This is a genomic window from Ruegeria sp. CDSB113 (genome assembly GCF_059611045.1).
In genome coordinates, this window is record NZ_JBXWOU010000020.1 from 23,285 (window position 1) to 38,510 (window position 15,226).

Sequence of the window (15,226 nt, forward strand, 5' to 3'; positions counted from 1 at the left end):
GACAGGAGGGTCTGATGCCCGAATTGCAAGGTCAATGCATGTGCGGCGCGGTCACGGTGACCGCAACCCCGGCGCGGGATTCGCTGGGAGCCTGCCATTGTGATCAATGCCGTCGCTGGACCAGTTCGATGCTGGTAACCTTCGCGGCCGAGCCCGGCTATGCCGCCTTGGGACCGGTCAAGACCTACACCTCGTCGGAATGGGCCGAGCGGGCGTTTTGCTCGGACTGTGGTTCGGCGTTGTGGTACCGGATCACTTTGCCGGGCGAGATGCACGGACAAACCCAAATGGCTGCCGGTCTTTTCGACGACACCGGCAACCCGCTGAAACTTGAACTTTACATAGATAAAAAGCCCGAGGGCTACGCGTTCGCAGGAGAGCGCCGGCAGATGACCAAAGCCGAGGTCGAAGCCATGTATGCCCAGCCGGAAGAAGGAGACAGCCAATGACCAAATATGATGCCGATTGGGTGCGGGCCGAAGAAGCCAAGCGCAAATGGATGGCCGAAAATGGTCTCTATTCCGAAGATGAAGAGCATTCTTCTTGCGGCGTAGGTCTTGTGGTTTCGATTGACGGCAAAGCGTCGCGTAAGGTGGTGGATGCCGGGATCGACGCGCTTAAGGCAATCTGGCACCGGGGCGCGGTGGACGCAGACGGCAAGACGGGTGACGGCGCGGGTATCCACGTGCAGATCCCGGTTCCGTTCTTCTATGACCAGATCCGCCGCACCGGACATGAGCCGCGACTGGATCAACTGATTGCGGTTGGTCAGGTCTTTTTGCCACGCACCGATTTCGGTGCGCAGGAACAATGCCGGACCATCGTGGAAACCGAAGTCCTGCGCATGGGCTATTACATCTATGGCTGGCGTCATGTGCCGGTCGATGTGACCTGCTTGGGTGAAAAAGCCAACGCCACCCGCCCTGAGATCGAGCAGATCCTGATCTCGAACTCAAAAGGTGTGGATGAAGACACGTTTGAGCGTGAGCTCTATGTGATCCGTCGCCGCATCGAAAAGGCGGCACTGGCCGCCGGGATTTCAGATTTGTATCTAGCCTCGCTCAGCTGCCGGTCGATCATCTATAAGGGCATGATGCTGGCCGAGCAGGTCGCGGTGTTCTACCCCGATTTGATGGACGAGCGCTTTGAAAGTGCCTTTGCCATCTACCACCAGCGATATTCGACCAATACGTTCCCGCAGTGGTGGCTGGCACAGCCTTTCCGCATGCTGGCCCATAACGGCGAGATCAACACGCTGAAGGGCAACATCAACTGGATGAAAAGCCATGAGATCCGCATGGCCAGCGGCACCTTTGGTGACTATGCCGAGGACATCAAGCCGATCATCGCAGGTGGTTCGTCGGATTCGGCGGCTCTGGACTCGGTATTCGAGGTTCTGGTGCGTGCGGGTCGTTCGGCCCCAATGGCGAAAACCATGCTGGTGCCGGAAAGCTGGTCCAAACAGGCAGTCGAACTGCCGCAGGCGTGGCGCGATATGTATTCCTACTGCAACTCGGTGATGGAGCCGTGGGATGGCCCTGCCGCACTGGCGATGACGGATGGTCGTTGGGTCTGTGCGGGACTGGACCGGAATGGGCTGCGCCCGATGCGCTATGTCGTAACTGGCGATGGTCTGGTTATCGCAGGGTCCGAGGCCGGGATGGTGCCGATTGATGAGGCCACCGTAACCGAAAAAGGCGCCCTTGGCCCGGGTCAAATGCTGGCCGTCGACATGAAGAAGGGCAAGTTGTTCCGCGACACACAGATCAAGAACAAACTGGCCCGTGCGCTGCCATTTGGCGAATGGGTCGGCAAGATTCACGATCTGGATGCCACGCTGGCAGGCGTGACCGAAACCCCGATTTTTTCAGGAGAGGAACTGCGCAAGCGTCAGATCGCGGCTGGTTATTCGGTTGAGGAGCTGGAGCAGATCCTCGCCCCGATGGCGGAAGATGGCAAAGAGGCGCTGGCCTCGATGGGTGACGATACGCCCTCGGCGGTTTTGTCTAAGCAATACCGCCCGCTCAGCCATTTCTTTAGGCAGAACTTCAGCCAGGTGACCAACCCGCCGATCGATTCGTTGCGCGAATACCGCGTGATGTCGTTGAAAACGCGGTTTGCGAACCTCAAGAACGTGCTGGATGAGGACAGCAGCCAGACCGAGATTGTAGTTCTGGAAAGCCCCTTTGTCGGCAATGCGCAATGGGACAAGCTGGTTGAAAGCTTTGATGCACCGCTGGCCGAGATCGATTGTAGCTTTGAGCCCGGCCAAGGCGCACTAAGCGACGCATTAGCCCGTGTTAGAGCCGAAGCAGAAGAGGCCGTACGGTCCGGCGCTGGGCACCTGGTGCTGTCTGACATGAACTCGGGCGAAGGTCGTGTGGCGATGCCCATGATCCTGGCCACAAGCGCGGTGCACTCGCACCTGACCCGTCAGGGACTGCGGACATTCTGTTCGTTGAACGTACGCTCGGCGGAATGTGTCGACCCGCACTATTTCGCGGTTTTGATTGGCTGTGGTGCGACCGTTGTGAACGCCTATCTGTCCGAGGATTCGCTGGCCGACCGTATTGATCGCGGCCTTCTGGACGGGACTCTGACCGAAAATGTCGCCCGCTTCCGCGAAGCGATTGATCAGGGCTTGTTGAAGATCATGGCCAAGATGGGAATCTCGGTAATCTCGTCCTATCGCGGCGGCCTGAACTTTGAGGCCGTTGGCCTGAGCCGTGCGATGGTGGCCGAATACTTCCCTGGAATGACCAGCCGGATTTCCGGTATCGGCGTTACCGGTATTCAGACCAAGGCCGAGGAGATCCACGCCAAGGCATGGGTCAATGGTCTGGACGTGCTGCCCATCGGTGGATTCTACAAAGCACGGAAATCGGGTGAGACCCACGCGTGGGAAGCGACATCGATGCATATGATGCAAATGGCTTGTAACCGCGCGTCCTATGAGCTGTGGAAGCAATACTCGGCCAAGATGCAGTCGAACCCGCCGATCCATCTGCGCGATCTGATGGATTTCAAACCGCTGGGCAAGCCGATCCCGATTGAAGAAGTGGAATCGATCACTTCGATCCGCAAGCGCTTTGTCACGCCGGGCATGTCGCTGGGCGCGCTGTCGCCCGAGGCGCACAAGACGCTGAACGTTGCGATGAACCGGATCGGTGCGAAATCCGACTCGGGTGAAGGGGGTGAAGACCCGGCGCATTTCGTGCCAGAGCCCAACGGTGACAACCCGTCGGCCAAGATCAAACAGGTCGCTTCGGGCAGATTCGGGGTGACCGTCGAATACCTGAACCAGTGTGAAGAGCTGGAGATTAAGGTCGCCCAGGGTGCAAAACCCGGTGAAGGCGGTCAGCTGCCGGGCATGAAGGTCACCGACCTGATTGCACGTCTGCGTCATTCGACCAAGGGCGTGACCCTGATCTCGCCACCACCGCACCATGATATCTACTCGATCGAGGATCTGGCGCAGCTGATCTATGACCTGAAACAGATCAATCCGCGCTGCAAGGTCACGGTGAAACTGGTGGCGTCTTCGGGTGTTGGCACGATTGCCGCCGGTGTGGCCAAGGCCAAAGCGGACGTGATCCTGATATCGGGCCACAATGGCGGCACAGGGGCTTCGCCCGCGACCAGCATCAAATACGCCGGTTTGCCGTGGGAGATGGGCCTGACCGAGGCGCATCAGGTTCTGGCGATGAACAACCTGAGAGACCGTGTGACCCTGCGGACCGATGGTGGCTTGCGCACCGGTCGTGACATCGTCATGGCTGCGATGATGGGGGCCGAGGAATACGGTATCGGCACCGCAGCGCTGATCGCGATGGGCTGTATCATGGTGCGTCAGTGTCAGTCGAACACCTGCCCCGTTGGTGTGTGTACGCAGGACGAATCCCTGCGGGCAAAGTTCACCGGTAATGCCGATAAGGTCGTCAACCTGATCACCTTCTACGCACAGGAAGTGCGCGAGTTGCTGGCCAGCCTCGGTGCGCGGTCGATTGACGACATCATCGGACGGGCAGATCTGCTGGCACAGGTCAGCCGTGGTTCGGCACATCTGGATGATCTGGACCTCAACCCGCTGCTGATCACGGTCGATGGTGCCCATAACATCGTATATAACCGTGACAGAGACCGGAACGCGGTGCCCGATACGCTGGATGCGGAGATTGTGCGCGATGCCGCACGGTTCCTGAAAGACGGCGAGAAAATGCAGCTGTCTTATGCGGTTCAGAACACGCATCGGACCGTGGGCACGCGAGTCTCCAGCCATATCGTGCAGAATTTCGGGATGCGGAACACGTTCCAGCCGGACCATTTGCACGTGAAACTGCAAGGCTCGGCCGGTCAGTCGCTGGGGGCCTTCGCGGCCCCGGGTCTGAAGCTTGAGGTGTCGGGTGATGCCAACGACTATGTCGGTAAAGGCCTGTCCGGGGGCACAATCGTCGTGCGTCCGCCGCAGGTCAGCCCCCTGAAAGCGGACGAGAACACCATTATTGGCAACACCGTTCTTTACGGGGCAACCGATGGTCACCTGTTTGCGGCTGGCCGCGCGGGTGAGCGGTTCGCGGTACGGAACTCGGGCGCCACTGTGGTGATCGAGGGCTGTGGCTCGAACGGCTGTGAATACATGACCGGTGGTATTGCGGTGATCCTGGGTGGCATTGGTGCCAACTTTGGCGCAGGCATGACGGGCGGTATGGCTTATCTGTACGACCCCGAAGGAAAGGCCCAGCAGCTGATGAACATGGAAACGCTGGTGACCTGTCCGGTGACCGTCGACCATTGGGAAGATCAGTTGAAATCGCTGATCGAAACACATCAGGCTGAAACCAACAGTCGCAAGGCCGCCGACATTCTGCAGCACTGGGAGGTCGAAAAGACGAACTTCCTGCAGGTTTGCCCCAAAGAGATGCTGAACAAGCTCAGCCACCCTCTGACAACCGAGGCAACTGCTGTTCCCGCCGAGTAAGCGGAAATAGTTAGACCAAATCAGACCCCCGCGTGTCACCAAGGACACGCGGGGTTTTCAATTTACGTCCCGGACTTGCCTCGGATTACTTAGCCGCGCAACGCTCAGGCCACGTAACATAAACCGTTCCAAACCCGTCCACAGCGTCGTATAGCAACACAATGGCAAGAAAAGCAGCGCGCAAGTCGAGCAAAAAGAAAAGCAAGGCGTCTAAAACAAAAAAGCCACTGATCCCGCGGATTCGTCGTTGGGTCACACGCGCCGCTTTGGGTGTCGTGGCCTTCATCGTTGGGTTGGTTCTGCTGTACTCGGTGGTCAATCCGCCGGTGACTCATACGATCTGGTCCGAATGGCGACGATTGGGAAAAGTAGAGCGTGACTGGGTGCCGATTGAGGATATCGCCCCGGTTATGGGCAGATCTGCGGTCGCTGCCGAAGATGCCAATTTCTGCCTGCATTGGGGCTTTGACGTTGAAGCAATCCGCGATGCGCTGGAGGATGGCGGCAGCCGGGGGGCCTCGACCATTACCCAGCAGGTCGTGAAGAACGTGTTCCTGTGGCAGGGGCGCAGTTGGGTGCGCAAAGCATTTGAAACGTCGATTACGCCCGTCGTCGAAATCTTCTGGAGCAAACAGCGGATTCTGGAGGTCTATCTGAACGTTGCCGAGACCGGACAGGGGGTATTCGGGGTCGAAGCCGCGGCACAGCGGTATTACGGAACAAGTGCGGCCAAGATGTCCCCAGTACAGGCCGCACGGCTTGCGGCGATCCTGCCGTCCCCTCGTAACAGATCCGTCACAGACCCATCGGTTCGGACCCGCAGACGGGCGGCATCCATACTGGATGGGGCGGCCACCATCCGCGCAGATGGTCGCGCGGATTGTTTCGAGGATTGAAACCCTATGCCCCTCAAGGCTAAAGCTGGGGGGTATTCACTGGTTCGATTGGAAGATTATGGCGCGTCTGTTTCATGTTCCCCTGTCCCCGTATTGCCGCAAGGTGCGCCTGTCGCTTGCGGAAAAGAAGATCGAAGTTGAGCTGGTCGAGGAACGATACTGGGAACAAGACCCGGATTTCCTGCGCCGCAACCCTGCCGGAAAAGTACCGGTATTGCGTCTTGATGGGCAGGTTTTGGCGGAGAGCGCCGCCATTTGTGAGTATATCGAGGAAACCCGCCCGGAACCACCGCTGATGCCAAAAAAGCCCGAAGCACGCTACGAGGTGCGGCGCTTGGTGGGTTGGTTTGATGACAAGTTCCATCACGAGGTCACATCGAGACTGCTGTACGAACGGGTAAACAAGAAGGTGACGGGCGAGGGTTATCCCGACAGCAAAAACGTCAAGGCAGGCGCAAAGGCGATCAAGTATCATCTGGATTATATGGCATGGCTGCTGGATCATCGGCGCTGGCTGGCGGGGGATCAGATGACACTGGCCGATTTTGCCGCTGCTGCGCACCTGTCGGCGCTGGATTATATCTCAGACGTGGATTGGAACCGATCTCAGGCGGTCAAGGATTGGTACGCCAAGATTAAATCGCGGCCTGCTTTCCGTTCGATTCTGGCGGATCAGGTCCCCGGGTTCCGGCCACCGCCGCATTACGCCGATCTGGATTTCTGATAGGGTCAGGGTTCAGGGGGCTGTCTGCCCGCTCTTGGCCCGTTGGGCCAATTCACCCCCGAGGATATTTGCAGCCAGATGAAGAGTGGATCAGGTCTAAAAGAAAAGCTTGTGGCACAGGCGCTGAGCGAGGGGTTTGTATCCTGTCGCATTTGCCGGCCTTGGGGCGTGCCCGAGGTGCCGTCGCGCTTGCAGGCGTTTTTGGATGCCGGGTACCACGGGCAGATGGGGTGGATGGACGAACGGACCCATTGGCGTGGCGATCCGGCTGAATTGTGGCCCGAGGCGCGGTCGGTGATCATGTTGGCCGAGAGTTATACGCCTGAGCATGATCCGACCGACATTCTGAACCATTCGGACAAGGCGGCGATCTCCGTTTATGCGCAGAACAAGGATTACCACGATCTGGTCAAAAAGCGGTTGAAACGGCTGGCGCGCTGGCTGATTGCGGAAGCGGGTGGAGAGGTAAAGGTCTTTGTCGATACTGCGCCTGTGCCGGAAAAGGCATTGGGGCACGCGGCTGGCTTAGGCTGGCAGGGGAAGCACACCAATCTTGTGAGTCGCGATTGGGGAAATTGGACTTTTATAGGATCTGTTTTTACGACCCTGGACCTGCCCGCAGACATGGCTGAAACGGATCATTGCGGGAAGTGCCGGGCCTGTCTGGATTCCTGCCCGACTGATGCGTTTCCTGCGCCTTACCAGTTGGATGCGCGGCGCTGCATTTCCTATTTGACAATCGAGCACAAGGGGCCGGTTGATGAAGAATTGCGCCCCAAACTGGGCAACCGGATATACGGTTGCGACGATTGTCTGGCCGCGTGTCCGTGGAACAAATTCGCCGTTGCCGCGAGCGATGTGCGGTATGCAGCGCGTGACGATTTGAAGGCACCCGCTTTGGCGGAATTGGCTGTGTTGGATGACGCAGCGTTTCGGGCAAAGTTCTCGGGTTCCCCGATCAAGCGGATCGGGCGGGATCGGTTTGTGCGCAATGTGCTTTACGCGATTGGCAACTCGGAGCGGTCGGATTTGATGCCGGTGGCGCAGTCGCTTGCCGATGATCCTGACCCAACGGTGGCGGACGCCGCGCGCTGGGCGGTGAAACGATTATCGTAAGTGACGCAAACAGGCTGGACGTGTCGGTCCAAACCGCTACACCCATCGGCAGCGAACAGGAAGGAGATCCCGATGGCGTTGGCTTTGGGGGTGGATACGGGTGGAACCTATACGGACGCAGTGCTGATCCGGGATGAGAAAGAGGTGATCGCCTCGGCCAAATCCCTGACCACACGGTCCGATTTGGCCATTGGCGTAGGTCAAGCGATTTCGGCGGTGTTGGATCAGGCACAAGTATCGCCGGACCAGATCTCGATGGCGTCCTTGTCGACCACGTTGGCAACCAACGCCCTAGTCGAAGGGCAGGGTGGCCGCGTTGCGCTGATTTACATTGGCTTTAAGGATACGGACCTTGAGAAACATGGGCTGCGGGACGCGCTGAAGGGCGATCCGGCGCTTGTGATCGGCGGTGGGCATACACATGCTGGCGGCGAAGCAGCGCCGTTGGATGTAGATGCATTAGAAACCTTTTTAGCCTCGCATCAGGACGTTTCCGGTTTTGCGGTTGCAGCGCAATTTGCCACACGGAATCCTGCACATGAATTGCAGGCTGCGCGCATTGTTGCTGAGAAAACTGGTGCTCCGGTGACGTGCTCTCATCAACTCTCGGCCAAGCTGAATGGTCCGAAACGGGCGGTGACTGCCGTTCTGAACGCGCGACTGATCGGGATGATCGACCGTCTGATCGGGCGGGCGCAGGATCAGTTGATTGATCTGGGTATTAAAGCGCAGATGATGGTTGTGCGTGGTGACGGCGCGCTGATGAGCGCAGAACAGGCGCGTGAGCGGCCGATTGAAACCATCCTTAGTGGTCCTGCGGCCTCAATCGTCGGTGCAAGCTGGCTGACAGGGGTTCAAAACGCGCTGGTGTCAGATATTGGTGGTACGACCACCGATGTCGCGCTGATCCGGGACGGCAAGCCGGCGATTGACCCAGCGGGCGCGCAGGTCGGCGGGTTTCGTACCATGGTTGAGGCCGTGGCGATGCGCACCCACGGATTGGGTGGAGACAGCCAGGTGCATGTGGTCACCGAAGGGCTGGGTGGGGGCGTGTTTTTGGGGCCGCGACGGGTGCTGCCGGTTTCCCTGATTGCCGCCGAGGCACCTGAGGTCGTTCACGCCGTTTTGGATACCCAACTAAGGGCGACGACTGTGGGTGAGCATGACACGCGGTTCGCCCGCCGTGTTCCCGGCATCAACGCCGACGGGTTTGGTGCGCGCGAAGAGTCGCTGTTGGAGAGGCTGGGCGAGAACGTCATGCCCCTAAGTGACCTGCTGCGCACCCGTATGGAGAACGGAGCTTTGTCGCGTCTGGTGGATCGCGGTGTCGTTCAGGTTTCGGGTGTGACGCCATCGGATGCCAGCCATGTTTTGGACCGATTGGATGCCTGGGATGCGGACGCAGCCCACAAGGCGTTGGAGCTGGTTGCGCGCAAGCGGGTGGGGACTGGCGACAGATTGGCCGCCACCCCGGAACAGTTGGCGCAGATGATCGTGGATCAACTGACCGAACAAACATCTTTGACCTTGTTAGAGACCGCTTTTGCGGAAGAAACCGAAGGATTTGGTCTACCGCCTTTTGACCTGGCTCGGCATGTCCTGATGCAGAAAGGGCTGGCGCGGCATCGCGGTTTGCTGGCGCTGGACGCATCTCTGAACGTGGATGTGGTAGGTCTTGGCGCTTCGGCTTCAAGCTATTACCCGGCTGTCGGGGATCGTTTGCATTGCGCGATGATCCTGCCGGAACACGCAGGCGTGGCCAACGCGATCGGGGCGGTTGTTGGCCGGCTTACACTGCGCAGATCGGGAACGGTGACGTCCCCGTCCGAAGGGCGCTACCGGGTTCATCTGGAAGAAGGACCGCAGGATTTCACGGAATCCGACAAGGCCTTGGCGTTGCTGGAAACGGTTCTGAGGGATCAGGCCGAGGGCGCAGTGCGACAGGCCGGAGCGGCAGATATTCGGGTGGTTGTCGATCGCGACATCCGGACCGCGCGCATCGAAGCGCAGGACGTGTTTGTCGAAGCGATGATCACGGTCGAAGCCAGCGGGCGCCCAAGGGTGGCCAAAAGCTACTAGAAAAAGCAAAAACAAGCGCCCTATCCACAAGTTATGGTAGGATGTTCTAAATTTGGATTCGACTCAGTGTTTGGCTTGTGGATAAAATAAATGCACCCGGGGATTCCCGGGTGCAAACCGCTGCTGAGCAACGGGCTGTGTCTCCAAACACACGTCGAGACTCACATAGTCTGGCGTAAACGGTCAAGCGCAAAGCAGTATTCTATATCAAGTGCGGGCATGAAATCGCGCAAATTAGGAGGTACTGTTATGTACTTTAAACTATATCGAGACCTTTCCAACGATTGGCGTTGGACACTCAAGGCTGCAAACCACCTTACTATCGCGGATTCTGGTGAAGGGTATCGCAACAAGTCCGACGCCCTAAATGGGATCAGACTAGTTAGGGGTTCGGGCAGCGCACCGGTCTATGAGTAAAAGGTTTGGCGGCGCGTCGGACACGCGCCGCCATTTTACTCAGCTGCGTCGCGTTTGGGCAGAACCCAATCGGGGCGTGGGAAGTGGCAGGTATATCCGTTGGGGATGCGCTCAAGATAATCTTGATGCTCGGGCTCGGCCTCCCAGAAATCGCCTACGGGTTCGACCTCGGTGACGACTTTGCCCGGCCAGATGCCGCTGGCATTCACATCGGCAATCGTGTCTTCCGCCATCTGTTTTTGGGTGGCATTCACATAGTAAATGGCCGAGCGATAGCTCATCCCGCGGTCATTGCCCTGACGGTTCACAGTTGTCGGGTCGTGGATCTGAAAGAAGAACTCGAGCAGGTCGCGATAGGTAATCCGCGAGGGGTCGAAAATGATTTCGATCCCTTCGGCATGAGTGCCGTGGTTGCGGTAGGTGGCGTTGGGTACGTCGCCGCCGGTATAGCCGACGCGGGTGCCAGACACACCGGGTAGCTTGCGGATCAGGTCCTGCATGCCCCAAAAGCAACCTCCGGCAAGAACAGCGCGTTCAGTGGTCATTGGATGTCCTCCACATGGATCAGGTATTCGCCATACCCTTCGGCCTCCATCTCATCGCGATGAATGAACCGCAATGAGGCAGAGTTGATGCAGTAACGCAGCCCGCCGTGTTCGCGCGGACCGTCAGGAAACACATGCCCCAGATGACTATCCCCATGTTTCGAGCGGACCTCGGTCCGGATCATCCCAAGCGTGCGATCTTCGATTTCTTCGACATGCTCGTGCACGATGGGTTTGGTAAAGCTGGGCCAACCGCACCCGGATTCGTATTTGTGGGCTGAGGCAAACAGCGGTTCGCCCGAGACGATATCGACGTAGATACCTGGTTCCTTGTTATTCAGCAGTTTTCCGGTGCCAGGGCGTTCGGTGCCGCTGCGTTGGGTTACGTGGTATTCTTCGGGTGAGAGAGCGGCAATGGCCTCGGGGTCTTTGGTGTAGCGGGTCATGGCTTCTCCGGTGTTGATGCGATCTGGGTTTCTATTTGGGCACAGTGGCGCGGAAATCAAAATCATATTTCAGCCGGCTCGCGTTCTCGTGCAGGTGATCCGAATGCCAGACGCGTACGTAATTCACAATAAAGGAGGTGACGCCATGTTCAGACTGCTTCTGTTATTCGCCCTATTGCTGGTTGCCCGCGTGGTTCAAGCAGCACCTTTGACTGGTGAATTTGTCTCGATCGACGGCGGCACTTTGTCCCTTGAGGATTGGCGAGGCAAGCCGATACTGGTTGTGAACACGGCATCCCATTGCGGATTCACAGGGCAATATGCTGGCTTGCAAAAGATTCATGACACCTATGCTGATCGAGGTCTCGTGGTTTTGGCCGTCCCTTCGGATTCGTTCAATCAGGAATTGGGCACGGCGGCAGAGGTCAAACAGTTCTGCGAGATTAACTATGGCTTGACCTTTCCCATGACCGACATCACGTCAGTAAAGGGCGTTGCGGCCCATCCGTTCTACCGTGCGGTTGCTCAGCAGACGGGATTCGTACCCAAGTGGAATTTCAACAAGATCCTGATTGATCCAGCAGGTGAAGTGATTGCGACCTATGGTTCGAACGTCAATCCGGATTCACCGAAACTGTTGCGTCAGGTTGAGGCCTTGCTCCGCTGATCGGTTTGCCGGGACAACTGCACCGCCAGAATACCCAGCGTTGTGATACCGACACCTACTGCATCCATGGGCCCAAGTTTTTCGCCCAGGAAAACTGCGGCGACGGCCACACCAAACACCGGGTTCAGAAAGTGAAAAGTCGCAGCCCGGATCGCGCCGATTCGGTTCAACAGCATGAACCAAATCAGCGTCGCCAGCAGGCCGGGGAACAGCGTTGTGTAGGCAAACGCCAGCAACCAAGGACCGTTGGGATGGATGAAGATCGTCTCGAATACGGGGGCTGCGAGGAACAGAATTGCCGCGCCCACAAGCATCTGAAGTCCGACCACCATCATGAAATTGCCGCCGGAGGTTGCCCCGCGCACAGCCAAGGTCGCAAAGCTGAGCGCCAGTGCCCCAAGCCCGCACAACATGACGCCAAACAGGTCTGCGCCCGCGCTTATCCGGCTGCTCATGATCAACGCGACGCCCGCGAAACCGGCCAGCAACCCGAACACGCCCAGCGGTCGAAGTTTTTCGTGGAAAAGGGTCCAGCTGGCCAGCGCGACGATCAGGGGCATTGTTGATGCAATAATCGCCGCAACGGATGCCTGCACGGTCTGCATTGCGTAGAAGTTCAGACCCAAATAAAGGGCATTTTGGCATATTCCGAACAGGATGGTCGCGTACCACTGCGCGCGGGTCAGCCTCCAACTTTGGCCCATCGCCCGCGCAATCGCGACCCCCAGCAACCCTGAAATCAGAAACCGCAGCGCCAATGAAAACAGGGGCGACGCATCGGCGACGATGATCCGCGCCGAGGTAAAGGCTGACGACCAGATGAAGGCAAATGCCAGCCCCACGGCTATGGCGCGCAAATCCATGGTGACCCTTTCCCAAACGCCGCGACTGTTTCCGAATTATCTGAAACGCGCAAGCGCCGCGCGTCAAAATAAACACAGGTTTCGCTTGTTGCATTCAGCATTGGCAGTTTTGTTGATTGACCAGTCAATTAAAGCTATACGATCCGCACTCTGACTAACCAAGGGAGGAATGTTGGTGCTTTTGGAGTATATTCTGTCTTTCGGCGTCCTGCTGGCATTGGGCCTGGTCGCTTTCTTCGTCGTGAAATGGTGGAACCTGCGTTGTGTGGGCGTCACGCCAGTGCATCTGTTCACCTTCATCGCGATCCTGTTCACATCCGGTCTGGATGTCGGCCTGATCATGTTTCCGCTGACCGAGTTTGGCGGCTATGCCGAGGAACCCGCCTATGCCTTCGCTAACCCGCTGGCCATCGAGTTCGGCTTCTGGGGTTTCCTAATCTGGGCCTTTTACTTCCTGACAGCGTTCTATTTCTGCGTCATCGAACCCCGCGTGAAGTTCTTTGAGATCCCGCTGGTCAAGCTGATCAACAACGTGGTCATCATTGGCACCTGCGCCTTCACCGCCAGCCTGTTCCTGATCTACCTGCCCGGTTATCTGCCCGAGGTCGGAGACGGCGAATCCGTGGTCACCACTTTCTATGTCATCGTATTTGTTGTCATTCTGGCGGCGGCTTATTCGTCAACCGACCTGAAATACGTCCGTATCCTGTCTGTGGGTTCGACTATCCTGTTCCTCACGCTGATCCTCGGAATGTGGATTGCCGCCGGCATGGGCATGACCGGAATTGTTGAAACCGGCAGCAATATCGGTGCCTATTTCGCCAATCTGCACAAGTTCGTGTTGCCGCTGACTGATTATCACGCCTTCTACCTGTTCTGGTGGTTTGCGTGGTCGATCATGATTGGCCAGTTCACCTCGCGCTTTGTTGGTGGGCTGAAAACCTGGCAATTGCTGGCGGCGCTGCTGATCTTCCCGTCGATCCCGTTGGCGATCTGGTTCACCGTTCTCTACTACTATCACCTGAACGGCATCAGCACTGCGGGCATCACCAACATCGCGATGGTGATCGTGGGCGTGACCTTTGTGATCAACTCGCTGGACTCGCTGATCCGCCTCTATACCGACAACCTGAACATGACGGTCGAGCGATTCGGCAAGGCGATCTACGTAGCAGGCAACGTCGCGCTTCTGTTCGTCCTAACCCTGCTGTTCCAGAGCCAGTGGCTGCAGATTCAATGGATCGGCGCGGTTGTCGTCGGCCTCTATCTGGCTTGCGTGGTCTATATCCTGATCACCAAGCGCAAGGAGGTGATGAGCATCGATTCAATGCCAGAAGGTCGTGATCTGGACTTCCACAAGGTTGAGACGGTTCACTAATTGCTGAACGGAAAAAAAGAACAGACGGGCGCTTAAACCGGCGCCCGTTTTCCATGGTCTTGAATCTCTTTCTTGGAAAAAGTCAGAATCGAAAACGGAACGCAAAACCGACAAGCGGTGCAGTGTCGTAAGATTGTCGGCTAATCTCATTTCCATTTTCGTCATCCAGAGTAAGCCGACCATCGAATTCAGCTCCGGCAAAAACGTTTAGAGAAACTCCTGGATTGGGGCTGTAGTCCAAGGCCAATACAACCGGGATGCTCTTGTCTTCCCCGACGCCATCCGGCGCAAGATCTTGGTCATCCAGGCGAAAGCGGATGCGTTCAGAGCGCGCAGCCAAAGACAGGTTTATTGTGTCAGTCATGGCATAACTCAGTGTCAGCCCCGGCCCTCTGGTTGCGCCAATCCCTGATCCCGTATTCAGATTCCAACGGTCATTGATGTCCCAATCCACCAGAAGAGCCGGAAAAAAGTCCACGCCTTCTTCCTCGAGTTGGGAAAAAACGCCGAATGCAGGTCCAATCGTTAAGCGGCTACTGACTTCCCAAGCCAGACCGGCAAAAACCCCGTAAGTCCGCCCATCAGACGCGTCTATGCCACTTTGATAATCCCATCTGATTTGTGGGGATATAAACAGTTGTGCCGTTTCACCGACGCGCGCGCGTACCGGAAACGAGATCCGGATATCGCGTATGTCGGTCCATGGTTGATTGTCAGTCTGACTGAAGTCGTAGTCAAATTGCCCAAGGCTTATGGACAGGCCAAATGACGTACCATCGCCAGTATTATACAGCGAACCGCCACGAATAAAGGCACGACTTGCAGAGAAATTGCCACCTCCGCTTAGGGATGCGCTGCCTTGATACGCCGCAAGCCCATCAACCTGAAAGCCCAAACCAACGGGTTGCGCAGCCAACTGAGTTGTCCAGGTTAGAGAAAAGGCAATCGCGAGAGGCGAGATTTTGGGAAAGAAGTGCGCCACGTTTTGCAAACCGATCGATGAATTCAGATGTTGTTATTCAACAACTAGACGGGTAACCCGCAAAGTACATCGAAATCCATCGGGTGTGCCAAAATTCGTTCCAACAGGCGAACAAAGAAAAAGGGCCCCCAAACG

Annotated in this window: 13 protein-coding genes; 9 read left to right on the plus strand and 4 right to left on the minus strand. The window is 57.3% G+C overall.

The features are described 5' to 3' along the window. The first annotated feature begins 14 nt into the window (after window positions 1-14). The 7 genes from AC2FIS_RS22145 (at window position 15) to AC2FIS_RS22175 (ending at window position 10,210) form a co-directional block, all read left to right on the plus strand. Complete coding sequence (locus AC2FIS_RS22145; protein ID WP_496775448.1) at window positions 15-449, plus strand: GFA family protein; 435 nt, start codon at window positions 15-17, stop codon at window positions 447-449. Further along, the gene (gltB, locus tag AC2FIS_RS22150; RefSeq protein ID WP_496775451.1) at window positions 446-4,978 is read left to right on the plus strand and encodes a glutamate synthase large subunit; all 4,533 of its coding nucleotides are present in this window, start codon (window positions 446-448) and stop codon (window positions 4,976-4,978) included. Before AC2FIS_RS22145 ends, gltB begins: the two co-directional genes overlap by 4 nt. Window positions 4,979-5,139: 161 nt before the next feature. After that, the gene (gene mtgA, locus AC2FIS_RS22155) at window positions 5,140-5,874 is read left to right on the plus strand and encodes a monofunctional biosynthetic peptidoglycan transglycosylase (protein WP_496775453.1); all 735 of its coding nucleotides are present in this window, start codon (window positions 5,140-5,142) and stop codon (window positions 5,872-5,874) included. A gap of 58 nt (window positions 5,875-5,932) precedes the next feature. Then, a complete protein-coding gene (gene fzlA / locus AC2FIS_RS22160) occupies window positions 5,933-6,598 on the plus strand; it encodes an FtsZ-binding protein FzlA (protein ID WP_496724382.1) in 666 nt (221 codons plus the stop codon). A 78-nt stretch (window positions 6,599-6,676) separates the two neighbouring features. Continuing rightward, window positions 6,677-7,714 carry a tRNA epoxyqueuosine(34) reductase QueG gene (gene queG / locus AC2FIS_RS22165; protein ID WP_496775454.1) on the plus strand — a complete coding sequence of 346 codons (1,038 nt, stop codon included), beginning with the start codon at window positions 6,677-6,679 and terminating at the stop codon, window positions 7,712-7,714. A gap of 72 nt (window positions 7,715-7,786) precedes the next feature. Beyond that, window positions 7,787-9,793 carry a hydantoinase/oxoprolinase N-terminal domain-containing protein gene (locus AC2FIS_RS22170; protein WP_496775458.1) on the plus strand — a complete coding sequence of 669 codons (2,007 nt, stop codon included), beginning with the start codon at window positions 7,787-7,789 and terminating at the stop codon, window positions 9,791-9,793. A gap of 249 nt (window positions 9,794-10,042) precedes the next feature. Continuing rightward, window positions 10,043-10,210, plus strand: coding sequence for a YegP family protein (locus AC2FIS_RS22175; RefSeq protein ID WP_496724388.1), 168 nt, complete (start codon window positions 10,043-10,045; stop codon window positions 10,208-10,210). A 35-nt stretch (window positions 10,211-10,245) separates the two neighbouring features. On the opposite strand, the gene msrA is transcribed toward AC2FIS_RS22175, so the two are convergent. After that, window positions 10,246-10,755 (minus strand): peptide-methionine (S)-S-oxide reductase MsrA, encoded by a 510-nt coding sequence (msrA, locus tag AC2FIS_RS22180; RefSeq protein WP_496724389.1) that lies wholly within the window; start codon window positions 10,753-10,755, stop codon window positions 10,246-10,248. Then, complete coding sequence (gene msrB, locus AC2FIS_RS22185) at window positions 10,752-11,201, minus strand: peptide-methionine (R)-S-oxide reductase MsrB (protein WP_058279328.1); 450 nt, start codon at window positions 11,199-11,201, stop codon at window positions 10,752-10,754. Before msrB ends, msrA begins: the two co-directional genes overlap by 4 nt. A 145-nt stretch (window positions 11,202-11,346) precedes the next feature. Between msrB and AC2FIS_RS22190 the strand changes: the two genes are divergently transcribed. Next, a complete protein-coding gene (locus AC2FIS_RS22190; RefSeq protein WP_496775461.1) occupies window positions 11,347-11,868 on the plus strand; it encodes a glutathione peroxidase in 522 nt (173 codons plus the stop codon). Here the strand turns inward: AC2FIS_RS22190 and AC2FIS_RS22195 are convergent. Beyond that, the gene (locus tag AC2FIS_RS22195; RefSeq protein WP_496775462.1) at window positions 11,844-12,731 is read right to left on the minus strand and encodes a DMT family transporter; all 888 of its coding nucleotides are present in this window, start codon (window positions 12,729-12,731) and stop codon (window positions 11,844-11,846) included. The genes AC2FIS_RS22190 and AC2FIS_RS22195 overlap by 25 nt on opposite strands. 181 nt (window positions 12,732-12,912) lie before the next feature. Here AC2FIS_RS22195 and AC2FIS_RS22200 point away from each other — a divergent pair, with 181 nt between their 5' ends. Continuing rightward, a complete protein-coding gene (locus AC2FIS_RS22200) occupies window positions 12,913-14,109 on the plus strand; it encodes a BCCT family transporter (RefSeq protein WP_496775490.1) in 1,197 nt (398 codons plus the stop codon). A gap of 82 nt (window positions 14,110-14,191) precedes the next feature. Here the strand turns inward: AC2FIS_RS22200 and AC2FIS_RS22205 are convergent, their stop codons facing one another. Then, entirely contained in the window at window positions 14,192-15,025 is an 834-nt protein-coding gene (locus AC2FIS_RS22205; RefSeq protein WP_496775464.1) for a hypothetical protein, read from the minus strand. Window positions 15,026-15,226 lie beyond the last annotated feature (201 nt).